The sequence below is a fragment of the Streptomyces sp. NPDC004126 genome (genome assembly GCF_050275515.1).
GTDB lineage: Bacteria > Actinomycetota > Actinomycetes > Streptomycetales > Streptomycetaceae > Streptomyces.
Genome location: NZ_JBNNPF010000090.1, coordinates 1 through 19,330 on the forward strand (window position 1 = coordinate 1; position 19,330 = coordinate 19,330).

Annotated in this window: 25 protein-coding genes; 14 read left to right on the plus strand and 11 right to left on the minus strand. The window is 74.5% G+C overall.

Features of this window, described 5'->3' with window-relative positions:
* Positions 1-181: 181 nt before the first annotated feature.
* Positions 182-970: an SDR family NAD(P)-dependent oxidoreductase gene (locus tag ACQKM2_RS39095; RefSeq protein ID WP_427718545.1), complete on the minus strand. Its 789-nt coding sequence runs from the start codon at positions 968-970 to the stop codon at positions 182-184.
* Between the two features lie 94 nt (positions 971-1,064).
* Between ACQKM2_RS39095 and ACQKM2_RS39100 the strand changes: the two genes are divergently transcribed.
* Positions 1,065-1,661, plus strand: coding sequence for a TetR/AcrR family transcriptional regulator (locus ACQKM2_RS39100; RefSeq protein WP_427718548.1), 597 nt, complete (start codon positions 1,065-1,067; stop codon positions 1,659-1,661).
* Positions 1,662-1,687: 26 nt separating this feature from the next.
* Here the strand turns inward: ACQKM2_RS39100 and ACQKM2_RS39105 are convergent, their stop codons facing one another.
* A complete protein-coding gene (locus tag ACQKM2_RS39105; RefSeq protein WP_427718551.1) occupies positions 1,688-2,374 on the minus strand; it encodes a TOPRIM nucleotidyl transferase/hydrolase domain-containing protein in 687 nt (228 codons plus the stop codon).
* A gap of 138 nt (positions 2,375-2,512) precedes the next feature.
* On the opposite strand from ACQKM2_RS39105, the gene ACQKM2_RS39110 reads away from it, so the two are divergent.
* Positions 2,513-3,607, plus strand: coding sequence for a serine hydrolase domain-containing protein (locus ACQKM2_RS39110; RefSeq protein WP_427718554.1), 1,095 nt, complete (start codon positions 2,513-2,515; stop codon positions 3,605-3,607).
* Between the two features lie 14 nt (positions 3,608-3,621).
* Here ACQKM2_RS39110 and ACQKM2_RS39115 read toward each other — a convergent pair whose 3' ends face one another.
* From ACQKM2_RS39115 to ACQKM2_RS39135, 5 genes are all read right to left on the minus strand, one after another.
* Positions 3,622-4,407, minus strand: coding sequence for an SDR family oxidoreductase (locus ACQKM2_RS39115; RefSeq protein WP_427718556.1), 786 nt, complete (start codon positions 4,405-4,407; stop codon positions 3,622-3,624).
* 60 nt (positions 4,408-4,467) lie between these two features.
* The gene (locus ACQKM2_RS39120; RefSeq protein ID WP_427718559.1) at positions 4,468-4,827 is read right to left on the minus strand and encodes a hypothetical protein; all 360 of its coding nucleotides are present in this window, start codon (positions 4,825-4,827) and stop codon (positions 4,468-4,470) included.
* Complete coding sequence (locus ACQKM2_RS39125) at positions 4,824-5,786, minus strand: MerR family transcriptional regulator (RefSeq protein WP_427718561.1); 963 nt, start codon at positions 5,784-5,786, stop codon at positions 4,824-4,826. Before ACQKM2_RS39125 ends, ACQKM2_RS39120 begins: the two co-directional genes overlap by 4 nt.
* Positions 5,787-5,850: 64 nt before the next feature.
* Complete coding sequence (locus tag ACQKM2_RS39130) at positions 5,851-6,441, minus strand: VOC family protein (protein WP_427718564.1); 591 nt, start codon at positions 6,439-6,441, stop codon at positions 5,851-5,853.
* Positions 6,442-6,529: 88 nt separating this feature from the next.
* Positions 6,530-7,531: an ArsR/SmtB family transcription factor gene (locus ACQKM2_RS39135; RefSeq protein ID WP_427718567.1), complete on the minus strand. Its 1,002-nt coding sequence runs from the start codon at positions 7,529-7,531 to the stop codon at positions 6,530-6,532.
* 279 nt (positions 7,532-7,810) lie between these two features.
* On the opposite strand from ACQKM2_RS39135, the gene ACQKM2_RS39140 reads away from it, so the two are divergent.
* The gene (locus ACQKM2_RS39140) at positions 7,811-8,353 is read left to right on the plus strand and encodes a hypothetical protein (RefSeq protein WP_427718569.1); all 543 of its coding nucleotides are present in this window, start codon (positions 7,811-7,813) and stop codon (positions 8,351-8,353) included.
* 21 nt (positions 8,354-8,374) lie between these two features.
* Here the strand turns inward: ACQKM2_RS39140 and ACQKM2_RS39145 are convergent, their stop codons facing one another.
* Complete coding sequence (locus ACQKM2_RS39145) at positions 8,375-9,139, minus strand: PIG-L deacetylase family protein (protein WP_427718572.1); 765 nt, start codon at positions 9,137-9,139, stop codon at positions 8,375-8,377.
* Positions 9,140-9,251: 112 nt separating this feature from the next.
* On the opposite strand from ACQKM2_RS39145, the gene ACQKM2_RS39150 reads away from it, so the two are divergent.
* Both ACQKM2_RS39150 and ACQKM2_RS39155 read left to right on the plus strand, forming a co-directional pair.
* Complete coding sequence (locus tag ACQKM2_RS39150) at positions 9,252-9,755, plus strand: GNAT family N-acetyltransferase (RefSeq protein WP_427718575.1); 504 nt, start codon at positions 9,252-9,254, stop codon at positions 9,753-9,755.
* 86 nt (positions 9,756-9,841) lie between these two features.
* Positions 9,842-10,744, plus strand: a complete 903-nt coding sequence (locus ACQKM2_RS39155) for an NAD-dependent protein deacetylase (RefSeq protein WP_427718577.1) — start codon at positions 9,842-9,844, stop codon at positions 10,742-10,744.
* A gap of 37 nt (positions 10,745-10,781) precedes the next feature.
* Here ACQKM2_RS39155 and ACQKM2_RS39160 read toward each other — a convergent pair whose 3' ends face one another.
* A complete protein-coding gene (locus ACQKM2_RS39160) occupies positions 10,782-11,783 on the minus strand; it encodes a helix-turn-helix transcriptional regulator (protein ID WP_427718579.1) in 1,002 nt (333 codons plus the stop codon).
* Between the two features lie 161 nt (positions 11,784-11,944).
* Between ACQKM2_RS39160 and ACQKM2_RS39165 the strand changes: the two genes are divergently transcribed.
* The gene (locus ACQKM2_RS39165) at positions 11,945-12,340 is read left to right on the plus strand and encodes a RidA family protein (protein WP_427718582.1); all 396 of its coding nucleotides are present in this window, start codon (positions 11,945-11,947) and stop codon (positions 12,338-12,340) included.
* A 30-nt stretch (positions 12,341-12,370) separates the two neighbouring features.
* Here the strand turns inward: ACQKM2_RS39165 and ACQKM2_RS39170 are convergent, their stop codons facing one another.
* Positions 12,371-13,150: a maleylpyruvate isomerase family mycothiol-dependent enzyme gene (locus ACQKM2_RS39170; protein ID WP_427718585.1), complete on the minus strand. Its 780-nt coding sequence runs from the start codon at positions 13,148-13,150 to the stop codon at positions 12,371-12,373.
* A 155-nt stretch (positions 13,151-13,305) separates the two neighbouring features.
* Between ACQKM2_RS39170 and ACQKM2_RS39175 the strand changes: the two genes are divergently transcribed.
* The 7 genes from ACQKM2_RS39175 to ACQKM2_RS39205 all read left to right on the plus strand — a co-directional run bounded on the left by ACQKM2_RS39175 (position 13,306) and on the right by ACQKM2_RS39205 (position 16,949).
* The gene (locus ACQKM2_RS39175; protein ID WP_427718588.1) at positions 13,306-13,629 is read left to right on the plus strand and encodes a DUF6247 family protein; all 324 of its coding nucleotides are present in this window, start codon (positions 13,306-13,308) and stop codon (positions 13,627-13,629) included.
* Positions 13,630-13,769: 140 nt separating this feature from the next.
* Entirely contained in the window at positions 13,770-14,432 is a 663-nt protein-coding gene (locus tag ACQKM2_RS39180; RefSeq protein WP_427718591.1) for a lysophospholipid acyltransferase family protein, read from the plus strand.
* 117 nt (positions 14,433-14,549) lie between these two features.
* Positions 14,550-14,924, plus strand: a complete 375-nt coding sequence (locus tag ACQKM2_RS39185) for a hypothetical protein (protein WP_007261943.1) — start codon at positions 14,550-14,552, stop codon at positions 14,922-14,924.
* Between the two features lie 175 nt (positions 14,925-15,099).
* Positions 15,100-15,447, plus strand: a complete 348-nt coding sequence (locus ACQKM2_RS39190; RefSeq protein WP_007261942.1) for an ArsR/SmtB family transcription factor — start codon at positions 15,100-15,102, stop codon at positions 15,445-15,447.
* A 53-nt stretch (positions 15,448-15,500) separates the two neighbouring features.
* Complete coding sequence (gene cutA, locus ACQKM2_RS39195; protein WP_427718593.1) at positions 15,501-15,830, plus strand: divalent-cation tolerance protein CutA; 330 nt, start codon at positions 15,501-15,503, stop codon at positions 15,828-15,830.
* 73 nt (positions 15,831-15,903) lie between these two features.
* Complete coding sequence (locus ACQKM2_RS39200; protein ID WP_427718596.1) at positions 15,904-16,488, plus strand: hypothetical protein; 585 nt, start codon at positions 15,904-15,906, stop codon at positions 16,486-16,488.
* Positions 16,485-16,949, plus strand: coding sequence for a hypothetical protein (locus ACQKM2_RS39205; RefSeq protein WP_427718599.1), 465 nt, complete (start codon positions 16,485-16,487; stop codon positions 16,947-16,949). Before ACQKM2_RS39200 ends, ACQKM2_RS39205 begins: the two co-directional genes overlap by 4 nt.
* Before the next feature lie 40 nt (positions 16,950-16,989).
* Here ACQKM2_RS39205 and ACQKM2_RS39210 read toward each other — a convergent pair whose 3' ends face one another.
* A complete protein-coding gene (locus ACQKM2_RS39210; RefSeq protein ID WP_427718602.1) occupies positions 16,990-17,442 on the minus strand; it encodes a MarR family winged helix-turn-helix transcriptional regulator in 453 nt (150 codons plus the stop codon).
* A 126-nt stretch (positions 17,443-17,568) separates the two neighbouring features.
* On the opposite strand from ACQKM2_RS39210, the gene ACQKM2_RS39215 reads away from it, so the two are divergent.
* The gene (locus ACQKM2_RS39215; protein WP_427718604.1) at positions 17,569-19,194 is read left to right on the plus strand and encodes an MFS transporter; all 1,626 of its coding nucleotides are present in this window, start codon (positions 17,569-17,571) and stop codon (positions 19,192-19,194) included.
* Positions 19,195-19,330 lie beyond the last annotated feature (136 nt).

Consider the following 19,330-nt stretch of genomic DNA (forward strand, 5'->3'; position numbering starts at 1 on the left):
ACATGAACGAGCGCTACGGCAGCCCGGTCGAGGCCTGGAACTTCTGGCAGGCCAACCACTGGTACTAAACCACCAGCGGACACCACAGCAGCAGACGTGCGTACGGGAACGCCCGGCCGAGACCCTCGGCCGGGCGTTCCCGTACGTGCATGCGCGTGCGCATGCACGGGGGCCGGAGGCGTCAGGCCTTCAGGATCCGTCCCGACACCGCCAGGGTCAGGCGCCGGGGAGTCAGCGCGGCGGCCGCCGCGGAGACGCGGTTGGCGAGGCCGGCCACGATGCTGGGCGGGGTCTTGGTGCGCTCCAGGGCGCGTCGAGTCGCGGTCACCACCTGCTCGGGCGTGGCCATCCGGCCGACGGCCGCGTCCCGGCTGCCGACGACGTCGAAGAACTCGGTGCTGACCGGACCCGGCGACACTGCGAGCACCCGCAGCGTCGAGTTCCGGGTCTCGTAGCCGACGGCCTCGGTGAAGTTCAGGACGAAGGCCTTGCCGGCGCCGTAGACCGCCATCGCGGGGGTCGGCTGGTAGGCCGCCGCGCTCGCCACGTTCACCAGCGCACCCCGGCCGTCGGACACGAGGTCGGGCAGGAACGCCCGGGTCAGCTCGGCGACGGCCGTCACGTTCAGCTGGATCATCTCGTTGATCTGCGCCACGTCCTGGCGGACGAACGGGCCGTGGCTGCCGAAGCCGGCGTTGTTGATGAGGGAGTGCACCGTGATCCCGCGGGCGTCGAGCTCCGCGCGCAGCGCGGCCGCGGCTCCCGGCAGGGCGAGGTCCGCGGCGATCGCGTGGGCGGTGACGCCGTGGCGCTTCTCCAGATCCGCCGCCAGCTCTTCGAGCCGGTCGAGGCGGCGGGCGACGAGCACGAGGTCGGCTCCGCGCGCGGCCCACTGGCGGGCGAACTCGACGCCGAGCCCGGCGCTCGCCCCGGTGATCAGGGTGACCGTCCCCTGGTATGTCATAGGCATCGTCGGCTGCTCCGTTTCCACGTGTTGGACGCACATGAATGTAGGCGGCGACATCATTGTAGTCAATGACAACATCAGGAGAGGGGAGCCCGCCTTGACCGAGGGGCCCTACCACCACGGCAACCTCCGGACCGCCCTGCTGGAGCGCGCCGAGACCGTCCTCACCGAATCGGGCGTGGAGGGCCTGTCCCTCCGGGCCCTGGCACGCGACCTCGGCGTCAGCCACGCCGCGCCCTCGCGCCACTTCCGCGACCGCCAGGCCCTGCTGGACGCCCTCGCCGTCAGCGGCTTCACCCGGCTGAACGCCCGCCTGCACGCCGCCGCCGAAGCGCCCGGCCCGGTGCCGGACCGCCTGGCCGCCCTGGGACGGGCGTACGTCGACTTCGCCGTCACCCACGCGCCCCTGCTGAACCTGATGTTCAGCGCCAAGCGCGCCGACGACTCCAGCGCCGAACTCCGGGAGCTCGGGCACCGCAGCCTCGACACCACCGCCGGACTCATCGCGCAGGCCCAGGCGGAGGGGTTCGTCCGCGAGGGCGACCCGGCCCGCCTCGCCCAGGTCGCCTTCTCCACCGTCCACGGCCTGGCGACGCTGGCCCTCGGCTCCCTCCTCGACGGCACCCCGCTGCCGGAGGCGACCGACCTGGCCCTGGACGTACTGCTGACCGGCCTGGCCCGTCCCGGCCGGTGACGGCCCGGACGCGCCGGCGCCCCGCCTCAGCGTCCGGCGCGGGCCGGGTCCAGGGCGGTGAGCAGCGCGTCGAGGGGTGCGGGGAGGAGAGCCAGGTCGAGGGCCTGGGCGAGGAGGTGCCCATAGCGGATCTTGCGGCCCTTCTTGGTGCCGAGGAAGCGCCGCATCCGGTGGTGCGGGTCGCGGCCCCGCTGCGCGGGCTGGCGCACGAAGGTCTGCCAGGGGACGAGATCGCCCTCGGCCTCGATGACCCCTTCCACCCGCGGCACGCCCAGCGCGCGGATGAACTCCTCCTCCAGGTCCTCCACGCAGACGAAGACCTCGTGGCGGGGAGCCCCGGCCCGCTGGAAGCCGCGGTCGAAGTAGGGCCGCTCCCGCTCGTCGCACAGCCCGGTGAGGCGCAGTCCCAGTCCCGGCGGGCCCAGGAGCCGGGCGTAGCGGCCGACGTTCATCGCTCCGCCCATGGAGAGGACGCAGACGCCCTCCGCGGGCAGGTCCCGGTCCAGGCGTGCCGCCAGGGTCTCGACGGCGGCGAGGTCGCTGGGCCCTTCGACCAGCACCACCGACGCGAGGCCCAGTTCCGAGGCCAGTTCCGATGCCGGATGCGCGGCCGGATGCGCGGCCGGATGCGCGGCCGGCTCCGCGGCCGGCCCGTCGGCGGAGCCCGCCGCCCAGTCGGCGACCGCGTTCCGGAACAGTCCCATGTCTGCCATGCGGTGATTGTGCTGTACCCCGGGCCGCGGCGGACACCCGTTTTCCGCGGCCCGGGGCGTTCCGGAGGCTGTTGATCGACTGGCTGCGGCCCTGCCGCCGGAGGAGGCTCGAAGGAGGGAGGGAGGAAGGTGGTCCGTGTGAACCGGACGGCGTCCTTGTGCACGGCCGGGGGAGCCGTGATCGCGGCCGTGCTCACCGGAGCCCTGACCCCGCAGGCCCACGGCGGCGACGACCGCGAGCAGCGCAGCGCGGAGGTCATGCGGGAACTGGTGCCTTCCCCCGACGGCCCGGGCTGCGCGGCCGCGGTCGGCAAGCGCGGCGAGGTCGTCTGGGAGGAGGGCAGGGGCAAGGCCGACCTCGGGACCGGGCGTGCCATCACCCCGGAGACGGTCTTCGACATGGCCTCCAACTCCAAGCAGTTCACCGCGGACGCCGTCCTCCTGCTCGCCGGACGGCACCGACTCGCCCTCGACGACCCCCTGTCCGGCTACCTCGACCACCCGCCCGCCTGGACCCGGGACGTCACGCTCGGCGACCTGATGCGCCACACCAGCGGAATCCCCGACTACCAGGACCTGCTGGAGGCCAAGGGCGTCAAGGTGACCGACCCGGCCGGCCAGCAGGAAGCGCTCGCGGCCATCCTCGCCTCACGGCCCGAGCAGACGCCCGGCAAGGGCTTCTCCTACTCCAACTCCAACTACGTCCTCCTCGCGCACGTCGTCGAGCGGGTCACCGGCAAGCCCTTCCCGGCCTTCCTCCAGCAGGAGTTCTTCACCCCGCTGCACCTGCGCATGACCCTCGCCCCGGCGGCCGACGTCCCCGGCAAGGCGAAGTCGTACGACGGGGAGGACGGCTCCTACACCCGGAACTCCTCCCCCTGGAAGCAGTACGGGGACGGATCCGTGCAGACCACCGCCGGAGAACTCGTCCGCTGGGCCGACAACTACCGCACCGGCCGCGTCGGCGGGAAGGAACTCCTCGCCGGAGTCACCGACGGAGCGGTCGGCGTCGGCGACGTCCTGCGCCCGCGCGGAGTCGAGGAGGGCCGGTACGGGGCCGGCATCCTCGTACTGCCCGACAAGAGCCTCGTGCACCGGGGCGACTGGGAGCAGTTCCACAGCACCTTCAAGGTGAGCCCGGACCGGAACACCGCCGTCACCGTGGTGTGCAACGCCGGTCCGCCCGACAGCTTCCGGGCCGCGAACCGGCTCCTGGACATCTGGACGAAGTGAGCCGTGGCGAGCGGTCAGCCGGCGAAGCCGCCGTCGCTCTTGAGCAGCTGCCCGTTGATCCACTGCCCCTGCGGCGAGCAGAGGAACCCGACCAGGTGGGCGGCGTCCCGCGGGGTGCCCAGGCGCCCCAGCGGCGTGCGGCCGAGCACGTGCTCGCGGATGCCGTCGGACATCCACCCGGTGTCCACCGGCCCCGGGTTGATCACGTTGGCAGTGATCCCGAGGTGGGCGAGCTCGTGCGCGGCGGCCAGCACGATGCGGTCCAGCGCGCCCTTGCTCGCCCCGTACGGCAGGTTGCCGACGGTGTGGTCGCTGGTCAGGCCGATCACGCGGCCGGTGCCCGGGCTCCCGCGGAAGCGGCGGCCGTACTCACGGATCAGCAGCCAGGTGGCCCGCGCGTTCACCGCGAAGTGGCGGTCGAAGCTTTCGAGGGTGGTGTCGAGCAGGCCTGAGTCGACCGACTCGCAGTGGGACATCACCAGGGCGGTGACGCCGCCGAGCGCGCCCTCGACTTCGTCGAAGACGCGCTCGGGAGCACCGGGATCGGCGAGGTCCGCCTCCACCGCCACCGTCCTGGCGCCCCGCTCCGCCAGAGCGGCGGCGACGGCGTCCGTCGCGCCGGCCTCCACGCCCCAGCTCATGCGCGCGTCGTACGGCGTCCAGTAGGTGAAGGCGATGTCCCAGCCGGCCGCGGCCAGCCCGCGGGCGATGCCGGCCCCGATCCCGACGGTGCGGCCGACGCCCGTCACCAACGCGACGGGCCTGCCGGCACCGGACGCGGTCTCATGCGCTGTCGTCATGCCCGCCATCATTCGGCGTCCGGCGGCGCCACGCCAAGCCGGTTTCCCGGGACCTCGGCGTCAGAAGGCCATCCACGGGACACGGCAGACGTGGGGGGCCGTGCCCGCCGGGCACATGGCCGCGATCACCGTCTTGTGGACCGCCCGCCACGTGCGCAGGGAGCAGTCCAGGTGGACGCGCAGCTCGACGAGCCGGCGTGCGCCGCCGCTGAGGCCGGGGTGTTCCACGGCCCACTGCTCAGCCAGGTGGTCGTACATGTCGGCGATCGTCATCCCGCTGTGGGGGAGGGTGTCCGTGGAGAGGACCTCCCCGGTGATCCGGGCCCCCCGGCGGCCCACCGCTTCCTCGATGACCTCCCTCACCCAGGCCAGCCCCTGTTCGTCCGCGTACAGGCCGAACCGCAGGTCACGCCTCCTCATCGCCCCGGACCTCCGGAGACGGCGGAGACGGCCGTGAACCAGGGGTGGAGCGGGGCGAGGGCCGCCGGCCCGGGCCACCCGTTGACCGCGGCCGGCAGCCGCCAGTAGCGCTCGGCCCCGGGATCCGCGGTGGACCGCAGGCGGGCGAGGAGCCGGCGCCGCAGATCACCCGAGTCGGCCCGCCGGAACGCGTCGGCGTAGAGACCGCCGAGCGACCCGGCGAGGGGCACCCCGCCGGCGGAGGCCGGCAGGAGACCGGCGGCCGCGGCCTCGTCGGCGCGTTCGCGCAGCGCCCGGTCGATGGCGCCCTGCAGGGCGACCGCGTCCTCGCGGGCGGAATCCTCGGCCTGCTCCCGCGCCACGCGGCGGATCGCGGCACGGAAGTCCGGGTCCTGGCAGAGCCCGGCGAGTTCCACCCAGGCCTCGACCTGCTCGGGCGCCGGATCGTCCGGGAGTTCGGGCATCGCGGACCGCATCAGGGACGTGAACTCGGGGTTGGCGTCGAGTCCGTCGAGTCCGTCGAGTCCGTCGAAGGCGTCGTCGACGAAGTCGGCCACCAGCCGGTGCCGTTCGGCCCGGGAGAGCGTGGCGAGTCGGTGCATCAGGTCCATCTCCATGGTGTCGGGGGCGCGCCGGGCGACCGCGCGGAGCACGGCCCGGCGCAGGCGGAGCATTCGGATCTGCACGTCCAGGGCCCTGGCGTGAGCTTCCGCGACCTCGGGTACGGACGCCTCCCGGTCCAGCACCCTGCGTACGGCCGCCAGGTCCAGCCCGAGGTCGCGCAGCGTGCGGGCGAGGACCAGGCGGGCGAGCGCGTCGGGGCCGTAGAGCCGGTACCCCGCCGGGCTCCGGTCGGTCGGCGGGACGATGCCCTCGTCGGAGTAGAACCGGATGGTCTTCACCGTCAGGCCGGTCCGGCGGGATAGTTCTCCGATGGAGAAGAGCGTGTCGCTGTCCATGCCCCCAGCTTCGTGTCTCCCCCCACGGGAGACTCAACCGGGCCGAGGGGACAGGGGGTGGCTCTCAGCCGGTGACGTGGAACTCGTTGCCGCCGGCGTCGAGGAACTCGCCCGGCTCCCGGCCGGGACGGGAGGTCTCCAGCCGTAGCCTGTTCCGCCCCGCCTTCGGCGCCGCCGGCGGCCCCATCACGAGCGAGACCGGGCTGGTGGGAGTCCGGCGGAGCCGGAAGCCCCAGGCCTGGGACTCGACCGCGTTCCAGCCGGCCCGGGGCGGCCAGAAGGCCTCTTGGGCGTGGCGCTCCTCCTCGGCGATGTCCAGGCAGACCGCGACGAGTCCCGAGTCGGCGAGCACGCCGGGGTGGCCGGGGCGCAGCACGCAGAACTCGTTGCCCTCGGGATCGGCCAGCACGTCCCACGGGACGTCCCCCTGGCCGATGTCGGCCCGGGTCGCCCCGAGCGAGAGCAGCCGCGCCACCTCCGCCTCCCAGCCGGGGCCCCCGGCCAGGTCGAGGTGGAGGCGGTTCTTGCCCGCCTTCGGCGTCGCCGTCGGCACGAACCGCAGCCGCAGGCCGTCCGTCCGGCCCCGCGTGGCCTCCCGCCAGAAGTGCTCCATGCGTACGACGTCCAGCGCGTCGATCGCGATCCCGGTCAGCATCCGTTCCCCCAAGCCCTCGAAAGCAAGATCAGCAGGCGCCCTTGGACACCCTGCCGACCGGGCCCGCCGAGCACAAGGGGGAAACCCCCTACGGGGTGTCGCCCAGCAGCGCGCGGCCCAGGGGCGTCAGGGCGTGGCGGACCCCGTTCCCGTCCCGGTCCGTCGTCAGCAGGCCGGCCGCCCGCAGCACCGTGGCGTGGTGGCTCGCCGTCGCGGGGGACGTCCCCGTGCGCCGCCCCAGCTCCGCCGTGCTCGCGGGCGCCTCGGCGGCCCGCAGGACCCGCGCCCGGGTGGCGCCGAGCAGGGCGCCGAGGGCCCCGTCCGGGCGGGCCGGGGCGGAGGGCGCCCAGACCCGGCCGTAGTCGGCGAGGTCCCGGGCGACCGGGTAGCGCAGCACCAGCGGCCGGCCCGGGTCGGCGTTGTCGACCAGGGCCAGCGGCTTCGGCCAGAAGAACGTCGGTACGAGCAGCAGCCCGCGCCCCGCCAGCCGCAGCTCCGCGTCGGCCTCGCACGGGACGTGCAGGACGGGCGGGGCCCAGCGCACCTCGGGGTGCAGGCCGGTGAGGAGCCCCTCGACACCGGAGTCGGCCAGCACCAGCGCACGCCGCGTGCGGTCGGTGTGCGCCGCGGCCGCGATCTGCGTCCAGTACGGGGCGACGGCCACCGCGTGGTACGCGTTCAAGGCCTTGACGACGACCGCACCCCACTCCGGGTCCCCGTGGTGCAGCGCGTGGATCCAGCGCGGCGCGCTCGGACGCTGCTGTTCCACGGCGCGGAAGTCCGCCGCCCACTGGAGGCGGGGCAGCGACCAGGTGTGGTCGAGGCTGTCGCCGAGGGCGCCGGTGGCGGCGTGCGTGAAGACCTCCGGAACATACTCCCCGACCCCGGCGGGAGCCAGTTCGAACAGCGGCCGCATGGCCGCCTGCAGACCCCCGCGCGTGCGCTCCCGCCATCCCGAGAGCGCGACACCGCCCGCCCCGCCGCCCCCCTGGAGCACGGGCAGGCTCAGGACCGTCTCGGCGAGCGGATCGGGGAACGGGGCCACGCGCACGCGGGCGAGGTCCTCCGGGGTGAAGTGAACACGTAACACCGGCTGTTCTCCGGGAGGGACGGCGACGAGGGACGACCAGCTCACAGCACGCTAACCGCCCCCGCGCGGACCCGCCGCGGCCGGCCGCGGAACTGGCCGGGACGCGCCGCACGGCACCCGTCACGTGTCCGAATTCGAGGGAGTTCGAAGGGTGTTGTCCGCCGTCCGCGGGCGTGGTGACACTGGGGCCCGGCCGCGGCGGTGGGCAGCGGGGGGACGCAGCGCGCACCACCGCCCGGCCGGCACCGACCATCGGCCGGACCGAGGAGCAGACCCGTCATGAGACTTACGCGCCGCCCGCTCGCCACGCACACCGCCGTCGCCGTCGGCACGGTCCTCGCGGCCGCCGGCCTGCTGGCCGGACCCGCCACCGCCGCACCCGCCGCCACCACCCCGGCCGCCACCGCCCCGGCGACCGCCGCCGCGGGCGACACGATCATCCAGGGCACCAGCATGCTGGCGCGGGGCCAGGCCTGGTACTCGCCGGACGGCCGGACCATGCTCGCCATGCAGGGCGACGGCCACGCCGTGCTCTACCACGACGGCGCGGCGATCTGGACCGCCCGCGGCAGCTACGGCGTGGGCAACCAGCTCTACATGCAGGCGGACGGCAACCTGGTGGTCTACGACGCCGCCATGCGCCCCGTCTGGAACAGCCAGACGCACTACCACCCGGGCGCCCACCTCGCCATCCAGAACTCCGGGAACATGGTCGTGTACTACGGCTCGACCCCCCTGTGGTGGTCCAACTTCCGCCCCGGCGGCCCCGGGGACCCGGAGGAGCCCGAGTGCCGGCCGCGCCCGAACCAGCTCTGCCCCTGACCCGGCCGGCCCGACGGGACCTCACGCGGCCAGCCGGGTCAGCCCCCGCGCCGCCGGGTGGGTGTGGAGCCGGATGAAGTACTCGGTGCCGATCACGCGGTTCCGCGTCCCGGCCGGCAGGCGGGACAGGATGCCGGGCAGCGCCCGCTCCCGGGCGACCTCGCTGCGGTGCGCGAGGACGGCGGCCCACTTGGCGCCGAGCCACGGGCGTACGTCCACCGTGGCGCTGACCAGGTGCTCCGGCACGCTCAGGACGGACTTGCCGACCCCGGCCAGCAGCGGCGCGAGGTCGGCGAGGGCGGAGTGCGGGTGGGTGGCCGCGTACAGGGCGTGGGGCTGCCAGGGGGCACCCGCCTCCGGGTAGAGGTGCTCCAGGCCGGAGGCGGCCACCGCGAGCGCCGTGACGCGGTGGGTGTGGCGGTGGTCGGGGTGCCCGGTGAGCTGGCCGTACGCGTCATGGGTGACGACGATCCGGGGCCGGAACCGCCTGAGGTGGCCGACGAGCAGCCCGACCGCCTCGTCGAGCGGGGCGTCGCAGAGCCGGGGCCGGCCGGGGGCGGAGTCCGGGACGCGGTGGTCGGCGTACCCCAGCATGCGGGGCCCGCCGGCGCCGAGCGCCGCGAGGGCGTCGGCCAGTTCGGCGGCCCGGGGGGTGCCGGGCGCCCAGGTGGTGGTGACGACGCCGGTCCGCGCACCCGACGCGGCGTGCTGCGCGAGGACTCCGCCCGCGACGAGGGACTCGTCGTCGGGGTGGGCGAACACGCCGAGCAGGCTGGGCAGCGGCACGGGTCCTCCTGGTGGCGGGGCGGTCGGACGGGCCTGTACCCGTACCCCGAGGAGGGGGCGCCCACCCCTCCCCCCCTGCGGTCCGTGATCATCCGTGGGGCAGAGTGGGGGCATGTCCACGTACGAGACGATGCCCTTCCACCTCGAAACCGAGCGGCTGGTACTCAGGCCGTGGGCCGAGTCGGACGCCGCCGATTTCTGCGCCCTGCTCGGCGAACGCGGCAAGGAGACGCCCACCGTCGAGCGCATCCGGACAGCCATCGCGCAGCTGCTCGCCGCGACCGAGACCACCGGGATCGCCCTGCTGCCCATCCAGCGCCGTGACGAAGGGGACTTCATCGGCTACTGCGGGTTGATCACCGGTCGCTCCAGCCTGGAGGAGCCCGAGATCGCCTACGAGCTGCTCCGGAGCGCGCACGGGCGGGGCTACGCCACCGAGGCGGCCCGCGCGGTGCTCGGAGCCGCCGCCGCGACGGGGCGGGAGCGGATCTGGGCAACCGTCGGCGCGTGGAACGCACCGTCCCTCCGGGTCCTCGACAAGCTCGGGTTCGCGCGGGACCACGTGTCCACGGAGGACAGCGGTGAAGTGGTCTGGCTGACCCGCTCGTTGCCCTGAGCCCGACCGGACCGGCCGGCCCGGCCCGATCCGAAAGGCACGGCCTGGACGCGACGACCGGCCCGTGTCCTCCGTACGCTGGCGGCATGCGCACGCGCCCCACCCTGAGCTGGACCCCGACCGAGGACCTGCCCCCCGGCACCACGGACCTCGGCCCCGTCGCCGACGCGCTCGCCGCCGGCGGCGTGCTGGTGCTCACCGGGGCCGGCATCTCCACCGAGTCCGGCATACCCGCCTACCGCGGCGAGGGCGGGAGCCTGACCCGGCACACCCCGATGACCTACCAGGACTTCACCGGCGGAGCCCAGGCCCGCCGCCGGTACTGGGCGCGCAGCCACCTCGGCTGGCGCACCTTCGGCCGGGCCCGGCCCAATGCCGGGCACCGGGCGGTGGCGGCGTTCGGCCGGCACGGCCTGCTCGCCGGGGTCATCACCCAGAACGTCGACGGCCTGCACCAGGCCGCCGGCAGCGACCCGGTGGTGGAGCTCCACGGGAGCCTCGCCCGGGTCGTCTGCCTCTCCTGCGGCGCCGCCGGTCCGCGCGGCGAACTCGCCCTCCGGCTGGCGGCGGCCAACCCCGGATTCGCGCCGGTGGCCGCCGCGATGAACCCGGACGGCGACGCCGACCTCACCGACGAGCAGGTGGCGGACTTCCGGGTGGTGCCCTGCGCGCGCTGCGGCGGAGTCCTCAAGCCCGACGTGGTGTTCTTCGGCGAATCCGTTCCGCCGCAGCGGGTCGAACACTGCCGGGCACTGGTCGACGCGGCGGCCTCACTGCTGGTCCTGGGCTCCTCGCTGACCGTGATGTCCGGGCTCCGCTTCGTCCGCGAGGCGGCCCGCGCGGGGAAACCGGTGCTGATCGTCAACCAGGACCCCACCCGCGGCGACCGGCACGCCGCCGCCCGCGTCGCCCTCCCCCTGGGACCGGCCCTCACCACCGTGGCCGCCCGGCTGGACGTCCCCGTACCGGGCCCGGACACCCCTCCCTGACCCGAGGGCCGTCCCGCGCGAGGGCGTCCACAGGTGGTCAGCGCGCCGGCGCGTCCGCGTAGCGGGCGGTGAGCGCGGCGGCGCGGTCGTGCAGGGCCGCGCGCAGCGACGGCGGGGCCAGGGCTTCCGCGTCCGGGCCGAGCTGCCACAGCGCCCACTCGGCGTGCCGTGCGTCCTGGAAGGTCGCCTCCAGCCGCACCCAGCCGTCGTCCGTGCCGGGCTCCCGCGTGCCGGGTTCCTCGGCGCGCACGGCCAGCGCGGTGTCCAGCAGCTCTTCCCGCCGCGCCGGGTCCACCCGTACCAGCACCGTGAGGTGCTCGCCGCCGGCGAGGAACCGCGCGGAACGCTCCTGCCAGATCCGGTCCAGGTCGACCCGGTTCGGCCGCTCCGCCGCCTCGGGGAGCACCTCGGCCGCCGACACCCGCGACAGCCGGTAGGTGCGGTCCGCGCCCGCTCTCGTGGCCAGCAGGTAGCCCCGGTCGCGTACGGTGACCAGCCCGATCGGGTCGACCGTCCGCCACCGCGGCGCCTCGCCCGTGGCCGCGTAGTGGATGCGCAGTTTGTGCCCGGCCAGCACCGCCCGCCGGACCTCGGTCACCGCGGTGCCGGACGTCTCGTCGTCGGCGGCGGTCCGGCGCGAGAGCAGATCGCTCTCGGGATCGACGAGGAACCGCTGGGCCGCGTCGCTCGCGACCGCCCGATGCCCCTCGGGCAGCGCGTCGACGACCTTGCGCATGGCCGAGGAGAGCGCCGAGCCCAGCCCGAACACCAGCTCGCCGCGCCCCGATCCGGCGGTCAGCAGGGCGAGGGCCTCGTCGTGGTTGAGCCCGGTCAGCTCGGTGCGGAAACCGGGCAGCAGCGAGAAGCCGCCGTGCCGGCCGCGTTCGGCGTAGACGGGGACGCCGGCCGCGGAGAGCGCCTCGATGTCGCGCAGCACGGTGCGCGTGGACACGTCCAGTTCGCGCGCCAGGGTGTCAGCGGTCAGCCGGCCGCGCTGCCGCAGCAGGAGCACCAGCGAGACCAGCCGATCGGCGCGCATGCCGGAACCCTAACCGAATACCTGACCGAGGATGTCGTGATTCCCTGCGAGGCTCATTCCCACGACGTCGGAGCCGGGCGGGCTCGCCGGGCCGGCCCCGACGCGCGTACGCACCTACCTGCCCACCTACTCGCAGTGAATCGAACGGAGCTGACGTGGCGATGGAACGAACAGCGGTCAACCCGGTGCCGTGGTCGACGGAATTCGGCTTCAACCAGGGTGAGTTGGTCTCGGGACACACGCGGACCCTGTACATCTCGGGGCAGACCGCGATGAGCGCCGAGGGCAAGCCGCAGCACGACGGCGACATGGGGGCGCAGCTGGCCCTGAGCGTCGACAACCTGGAGGCCGTGCTCGGCGAGGCCGGCATGTCCCTGGCGAACCTCGCCCGGCTCAACGTCTACACGACCGACGTCGACCTGCTCTACCGGCACTACGGCGTACTGGCGGCGCGGCTGGGCGCCGTCGGCGTGGCGCCGGCCAGCACGCTGCTCGGGGTGACGCGGCTGGCGGTCCCCGGCCTGATGGTCGAGCTGGAGGGGACCGCCGTCGCGTGACACCACCGGGGACCCGGGGCCGGAACCGGTTTAGGCCCTCGGGTCCCAGTCGCGGAGCCGGTCGAACAGCTCCGCGTCCCCGTCGATCCGCAGGGAGTCCGCCGTGACGCGGTTGTAGAGGAAGAGGATCAGCTCACCGGCCGTGCCCAGGACGCCGGCCTCCGCCGTCGCGTCGGCGCCGAGCGGCAGCCGGGCAGCCCGCGCGCCGGAGCCGTCGAGGGTGAGACGCCAGACGGGGCCCTCGGTGGTGCGGAAGTCGATGGCTGCGGGCTTGTGCGGCCAGGGGCTGATGGTCGCGACGCAGGTGGTCAGGAACTCCTCGACACCGTCGAGCGCCACCTCCTGCGGCAGCGGTCGCGGCTCGCCCAGCGAGAGCCCGGCGTCCCAGGTGTGGACCGCGCTCTCCTGGGCCCGGTGCCGGGCGACGGTCCCGGCGGTGAGCGGAGACTGCAGTTCCTCCCACCAGGCCCAGCAGCCGGCGTCCGGGCCGGCCTCCCGCAGCGCCTCCAGCAGCTGCCGGGTCGACTCCTCCAGCCACGCCACCAGGGCCTCGCGCTCCGTCGGGACGACCAGCGCGGCCCGCGCCTCGACGGCACCGGCCGGGGGACCGTCGGCGGGACCCGCGCTGACGATGGCGGCCCAGAAGCGGTCGCCGCCGCCGAGGTGCCGTACGAGGTCGGACAGCTTCCACTCGGGGCAGCTGGGTACCTGCACGTCGAGGTCGGCCGCGGACGCCACCACGGCACGGAAGGCGGTCGACCGTTCGTCGATCAGCCGCAGGAGGTCGGTGAACTCAAGAGTGTTCTGCACCCCGCCTGTCTACCACCATGATCATGTGATCGGACAACGATTAAACCGCCACCGGGAGGTCCTTGGACCGGTGTTCCCGGCCGCCGGGCCGGCCGCGGCCGTCGGCCGGGCCCCGGGCGGCTACCGTGGGGGGCACGACCCGCCTGGAGGAGCCCGTGAGCGCACAGCCCGATCACGTACCCGCCCCGCCGGGCGGCCGCGCGCCGGCGCCCGGGGCTCCGGCCGAACTCCTCGCGCAGTTGCGCGCCGACCGGCGGGCCGAGCGCTGGGTGCCGGCCTTCGAGGCGGAGTGGGCGCGGGCGCTCGAAGAGGCCCGCCGTACGTTCTCCCTGGCCGGGCCGTACGAGGTCCTCGGCATCTGGCAGGCCCGGCTGGCGTCCGCCCCGCAGGTCGACGCGTTCCTCGCCGCCGGCCGCGACGAGACCGGGTTCGTCGGCCCCGAGGAGCTCCGCGGCAGGCCCCGGGCATCATCTGGGTAGGGCGACACGCGCCGCCTGAGTACGACGACTCAGGCGGTCCGGGCGTGCGTTGACGACTCTGGGAGCAGTCGCCGCAGTCGCCGCAGTCGCCGCAGTCGCCGCAGTCGTCGTAGACGCCGTCACCAACGGGAAAGAACGCCATGCTCAGCCGCCTCGCCCAGCTCCTCGTCCCCACCTTCGGACACGTCCGCGTCACCACCGAGCCCGGCGCCCACGTGCCGCCCGGCAGCGTCATCGTCGCCAACCACACCTCCCTCGCCGACCCCGCCGTGGTCCTCGCCGCCCTGCGCCGCTGCGGCGTCGAACCCGTCGTCATGGCCGCCGCAGGCCTGTGGCGGGCCCCGGTGCTGGGCCGCCTGCTCGTCCGCGAGGGCCACATCCCCGTTCACCGGGGGGAGCGGCGGGCGGCCGAGGCCATCGACCGCGCCGCGTCCGCCCTCGCGGACGGCCGCTCGGTGCTCATGTACGCCGAGGGCGGCATCCCCACCCGCCGCGACGCCGCCGAGGCCGCGCCCCTGGCCTTCCGCAGCGGCCTCGCCCGGCTGGTCACGCGCACCGGGGCGCCCGTCGTGCCCGTGGGCCAGGCCGGGGCCCGGCGCATCACCTCCGGAGGCACCGCCAAGCAGGTCGCCGGCCTCGTCACGGCCCCGCTGCGCCGGCCCCGGATGCACGTCCACGTCGGACGCCCGCTGGAGCTGACCGGCGACACCGCCGCCCGCACCCTCCAGGCCCACGCCGCCGTCACCGACGCCTGGCGCACGGCGGCGGCGCGTCTGCGCGAGCCCGCCGCCCACGCCGCCTGACGGCGGCGGAATCCGGCCAATTCCGTTGATCCCGCCAGGCGGAGCCGCGCGATCGGTAGCGTCCCGGTACGGAAGATCCGTGCCGCGTCCGGCACATGACACCAGCGGAGGACAGCCATGGCGAACGTGGAAGTGTCACTGAAGGAAGCGATGACCTCGATCGAAGGTGCCCTGGGGGTGGCGCTGGTCGACTACGCCAGCGGCATGGCCCTGGGCACGCTCGGCGGGGGCAAGGACCTGGACCTGACGGTGGCGGCCGCCGGGAACACCGACGTCATCCGGGCCAAGCTGCGCACGATGGAGATGCTCGGCATGCAGGACGACATCGAGGACGTGCTGATCACCCTGGGCGGTCAGTACCACCTGATCCGGATCCGGCGCAGCCGCTCCGGCGGCGGTCTGTTCCTCTACCTGGTCCTGGACCGGGGCCGGTCGAACCTGGCGATGGCCCGCCACCAGCTCAGCCGCATCGAAGCCGAGCTGGAGGTCTAGCCGCGGCGTCCGTCGGGCCCACGCATGCCCATGAGTTGAAGAACTCTTCAACTCGGAACATGTGAAACCGGTCATCATCGGTTCCGCGTGGGCCGACAGGACGCGACGATGGGTGGGGGTGGTGATCCCCGCCCGAGCCGGAGTCCGTTCGAAGAGGAACAGGAGCGTCGTGGGAATGCAGGTCCCGCTGTACCAGGCCAAGGCCGAGTTCTTCCGGATGCTCGGTCACCCGGTGCGCATCCGCGTGCTGGAGCTCCTCCAGGACGGCCCCATGCCCGTACGGGACCTGCTCGCCGAGATCGACGTCGAGGCGTCCAACCTGTCGCAGCAGCTGGCCGTCCTGCGCCGCTCGGGCATCGTCGTCTCCACCCGTGAGGGCTCGACCGTCACGTACGCCCTCGCCGGCGGCGACGTCGCCGAACTCCTGCGCGCCGCCCGCCGGATCCTCACGGAGATGCTGGCCGGCCGCAACGCCCTGATCGCCGAGCTGAACGACTCCGACCCCGCCCCCGCCCGCATGTAGGACGGCACGGGCCCTAGGCTGGGGGCCGTTGACGGACGAGGAGGGGTGGGGCAGTGAGCGGTGTGAACGGGATCGTGGTCGCCCAGACCGTGGTGGACGACGAATCGGTGGCCTACGACATCGCCCAGGGGGCGGTGGAGGCACGGCTCGCGGCCGGGGCGCACGTCGACGCCCGGATGACGACCTTCACCCGGTGGAAGGAGACGGTGCGTCACGAGCGCCAGTACCGGGTCTCCTTCCAGACCACGCCGGAACGCGCGGCGGAGCTGCGGGAGTGGGTGCACGCCCGGCACACCCACGAGGTGCCGCAGTGGTTCGTCCTCCCGGCTGACGGGGCCACGGAGGCCTACCTGGACTGGACGCGGACGGGCGCCGGCCGGTAGCCGCCGGGCGGCCCGCCCCCCTCCGCGGCGCCACGCTTTGTGCGCACCGCCTGACGTTGGGTAACTTTCCCGGGTGTTCCTCTTCCTGACCGGGCTGGCCGCCTCCACCGCCGCGACGGTCCTGCTGTCGCTGCCGCACCCCGGGCCGCTCCTCGGACGGGGTCCCGAGGCGTGCGTCCCCTCCGGCCACGACTCCCGCGGGCGTTCGTCCGTGGACCACGGGGTGATCGCCTGGGAGGACGACACCGTCTTCGACGACGCCCGCTCCTACGCCGCCGGCCAGTGGACCGGCGGCGGCCTCAGGAAGGTCGTCCTCCGGCCGGACACCGCCTCGGAGGTCGCGGACCTGGAGTGGAACGACACCCGGTCGAGCGGCGGCGACTGGAAGAACGTCCTCGCCCGCTGGACCGGGCGCCCGGGCGCCGACAGCATCACCATGAACCGCCACTACCTCGACGACGGGGGCGCCCGCGGCACGACCGCGCACCGGCGCCGCGTCGCCACCCACGAGCTGGGCCACGCGCTCGGGTTCTGCCACAAGAGCACGAGGGCGGGCTCGATCATGTGGGCCGACAACGCCGAGGCCGCCCGCTTCGGCATCGACCGGATCACCGCCGGCGACCGCGCCGCCTACCACCGGCTGTGGGGACGGCCGTGAACAGGCTCCTCCTCGCCGCCGCCGTCCCGGCCGCCGCCACGGCGGTGCTCGCCGGCGGGGCCTGGCTCGGCTGGGAGCGGTACCGCGAGGCGCACGCCGTCAGCGAGGCCGTCCACGCCTTCGACACCACGGACCCGGTCCTCGTCGCCCCGGAGGCCACCGCGGTCTTCACCGGCACCGTCGTCGAGGACCTCGGCCGCCGCACCGTCGAAGGGCTGCCGTCCGACGCCTACCGCGTACGCGTCGAACGCGTCCTCAAGGGCAGTCCCCCGGGGGAGATGCTGGTGAGCCAGAGCGACGAGTCCGAGCGGAAGTACCTGGTGGGGGAGACGTACCTCTGGGCGACGAACCCCGCCACCCGCCCCGAGGAGGGCGTGGCCCAGCTCTACGACGCCGAACCCCGCCCGGCCACCCCCGCGGACCTCGCCGCCTGGACGGCGGCCGTGGAGCGGACGCGGTAGGGCGGCCGGCCGGCGCCGCGAGCCCGCCGCCGCCCCCGGCTCACTGGTCGCAGCCGTCCACCGGCTCCTGGCAGGCGGAGATGACGGCCGACATCCAGGCGAGGGCCGCCTCCCGCTGTCCGGGGGCCAGCGCCTCCTCCAGCTCGGCCTCCCGGCGCACGACGGCCGGGAAGGCCTTCTCGTAGCGCGCGGCGCCGAGGTCGGTCACGTGCAGCTGGTGCGTCCTGCGGTCGGTGGGGTGCGGGGAGCGGGTGATCAGGCCGTCGCGCTCCAGGGCCGTGAGCATCTCGTTCGCGGCCTGGCGGGTGCTGCCCACCGAGCGGGCCAGCTGCGCCACGGACATCCCCGGGGACGCCCTGACCATCATCAGGGTCGCGAACTGCGGCACGGTGAGCCCGAATTCCGCCAGTTCCGCCCCTATCGCCGCCCGCATGCCGAGCCAGGTCTGGCGGACCAGGAAGCTCAGCACCCGGCCCTGTGTCTGCTCGCCCATCGGCGACCTCCGAATTCATGATTGACAGGTACTTGACGACTTGTCACGATGGGCAGACCGTCAGGTACCTGACGATGATACGCCGCGGCCGTGCCCGAACCCACCCTGATCCGGAGGCAGTCACGCATGTCATCCGCCACACCACTGCCCGCACAACCGCCCACACAGCCGCTCACGACCCCGGCACCGGCGCCGGCGGCGGCCTCCGCTCCCACAGGGGCCCGGTCCCCGCTCCCGCCGGCCCGGCGCCGCCTCGTCCTCGGCGTCCTCGTCTTCTCCCAGCTCCTCATCTGGCTCGACGGAACCATCCTGTCCACTGCCTTCGAGACGCTGTCCGACCCCGTCCGGGGACTGGGCGCCACCCCCGGCCAGCTCCAGTGGGCCACGGGCGCCTACACGCTGGCGTTCGCCGGCCTGATGTTCACCGGCGGCGCGCTCGGCGACCGCTTCGGCCACCGCAACACCCTGCTGGCGGGCATGGCCCTGTTCGGCGCCGCCTCCGTCCTCGCCGCCTACGCCGCCGGTCCCACCCAGCTCATCGCCGGCCGCGCCGTGATGGGAGCCGGCGCCGCGCTGCTCGTACCGGCCACCATGGCGGTGGTCAGCTGGACCTTCGAGCCCGCGGAACGCCCGGCCGCCTTCGGCATGCTGTCGTCCTTCGCCGGCGTCGGCCTCGCCGCCGGGCCGATCCTGGCCGGCGTGCTGCTCGCGGCGTTCTGGTGGGGGTCGGTGTTCCTGGTCAACGTACCGGTGGTGCTCCTCGGCCTCGGCTTCGTCGCGCGGTACGTGCCCAACTTCCGCAGCCCCCAGGTCCGGCCGCTCGACCCGGCCGGGCTGCTCCTGTCCACGGCCGGCCTCGGCCTCCTCGCGTACGGCCTGATCCGGGCCGGTCAGGAAGCCTCCTTCGCCCACCCGGGCGTCTGGGGCTGCACCGCGGCCGGCATCGCCCTGATCGGGGCGTTCGTCATCACGGAGCTGCGGATCGCCCACCCGAGCTTCGACCCGCGGCTGCTGGCGCAGCGCCGGTTCGCCGCCGGGAACGTCACCCTGATGCTGGTGTTCCTGGCCCTGACGTCCGGCTCGTTCTACCTCGCCTTCTACCTGCAGGGCGCCCGCCACTACTCGGCGTTCGACGCGGCGCTCCTCGGGCTCCCGTCCGCCCTCGGCGTGGTCGTCGGCTCGCCGATCGCCGTCCGGCTGGCCCGCCGCACGTCCGTACGGCTCGTCTCGTCCGTCTCCCTCGCCGTCGCGGCCCTGGCGATGGGCGCCCTGGCCCTCTTCGGCGCGACCACGCCGATCGCCTGGTACTCGGTGGTCATGGCGGTCCAGGGCACCGCGATCGGCATGGTCATCGCACCCGTCACGGGCGCGGTACTGGGCTCCCTGCCGCTGGAACGCTCCGGCGCGGGCAGCGCGGTCAACAGCACCCTGCGCCAGACCGGCAGCGTCCTGGGCATCGCGGCCGGCGGCACCATCACCTCGATCGTCTACCGGCGCGCGATCGACGGCTCCCTCACCGGCCTGCCGGACGAGGTACGGCTCCAGGCCCGCGTCTCGGCGGAGCTCGCCCGGCACGTCGCGGCCGCCACGCACGACGCCGGGCTCGCAGGGGCGGCCGATGCCGCGTTCTTCCACGCCATGCACGTCGGTGCGCTCTGGACGGCGGGGTTCGCGCTCGCCGGAGCGGTGGTCCTGGCCGTCGGGTTCCGGCCGGACCGCAGGCGCCACCGCGCCGCGCCGACGGCGGAGTAGGCCGGGCGGCCGACTGGCCGGCCGGCTGGTGGGTCGGCAGGCGCGAGGGCGGGTCGGCCACGTGGTGGACAACCAGTGGTCGATGAGCGAGTACGGCTCGCAGGCCGTGGTGTGGCAGACCGCGGTCAACCCGGTC

What these genes read in the sequence shown, in the direction of transcription:
- ACQKM2_RS39095 (WP_427718545.1), bottom strand. Translation starts at nt 970, where the DNA reads ATGCCTATGACATACCAGGGGACGGTCACCCTGATCACCGGGGCGAGC.
- ACQKM2_RS39105 (WP_427718551.1), bottom strand. Translation starts at nt 2,374, where the DNA reads ATGGCAGACATGGGACTGTTCCGGAACGCGGTCGCCGACTGGGCGGCG.
- ACQKM2_RS39115 (WP_427718556.1), bottom strand. Translation starts at nt 4,407, where the DNA reads ATGACGACAGCGCATGAGACCGCGTCCGGTGCCGGCAGGCCCGTCGCG.
- ACQKM2_RS39120 (WP_427718559.1), bottom strand. Translation starts at nt 4,827, where the DNA reads ATGAGGAGGCGTGACCTGCGGTTCGGCCTGTACGCGGACGAACAGGGG.
- ACQKM2_RS39125 (WP_427718561.1), bottom strand. Translation starts at nt 5,786, where the DNA reads ATGGACAGCGACACGCTCTTCTCCATCGGAGAACTATCCCGCCGGACC.
- ACQKM2_RS39130 (WP_427718564.1), bottom strand. Translation starts at nt 6,441, where the DNA reads ATGCTGACCGGGATCGCGATCGACGCGCTGGACGTCGTACGCATGGAG.
- ACQKM2_RS39140 (WP_427718569.1), top strand. Translation starts at nt 7,811, where the DNA reads ATGAGACTTACGCGCCGCCCGCTCGCCACGCACACCGCCGTCGCCGTC.
- ACQKM2_RS39150 (WP_427718575.1), top strand. Translation starts at nt 9,252, where the DNA reads ATGTCCACGTACGAGACGATGCCCTTCCACCTCGAAACCGAGCGGCTG.
- ACQKM2_RS39155 (WP_427718577.1), top strand. Translation starts at nt 9,842, where the DNA reads ATGCGCACGCGCCCCACCCTGAGCTGGACCCCGACCGAGGACCTGCCC.
- ACQKM2_RS39160 (WP_427718579.1), bottom strand. Translation starts at nt 11,783, where the DNA reads ATGCGCGCCGATCGGCTGGTCTCGCTGGTGCTCCTGCTGCGGCAGCGC.
- ACQKM2_RS39165 (WP_427718582.1), top strand. Translation starts at nt 11,945, where the DNA reads ATGGAACGAACAGCGGTCAACCCGGTGCCGTGGTCGACGGAATTCGGC.
- ACQKM2_RS39180 (WP_427718591.1), top strand. Translation starts at nt 13,770, where the DNA reads ATGCTCAGCCGCCTCGCCCAGCTCCTCGTCCCCACCTTCGGACACGTC.
- ACQKM2_RS39185 (WP_007261943.1), top strand. Translation starts at nt 14,550, where the DNA reads ATGGCGAACGTGGAAGTGTCACTGAAGGAAGCGATGACCTCGATCGAA.
- ACQKM2_RS39190 (WP_007261942.1), top strand. Translation starts at nt 15,100, where the DNA reads ATGCAGGTCCCGCTGTACCAGGCCAAGGCCGAGTTCTTCCGGATGCTC.
- ACQKM2_RS39210 (WP_427718602.1), bottom strand. Translation starts at nt 17,442, where the DNA reads ATGGGCGAGCAGACACAGGGCCGGGTGCTGAGCTTCCTGGTCCGCCAG.
- ACQKM2_RS39215 (WP_427718604.1), top strand. Translation starts at nt 17,569, where the DNA reads ATGTCATCCGCCACACCACTGCCCGCACAACCGCCCACACAGCCGCTC.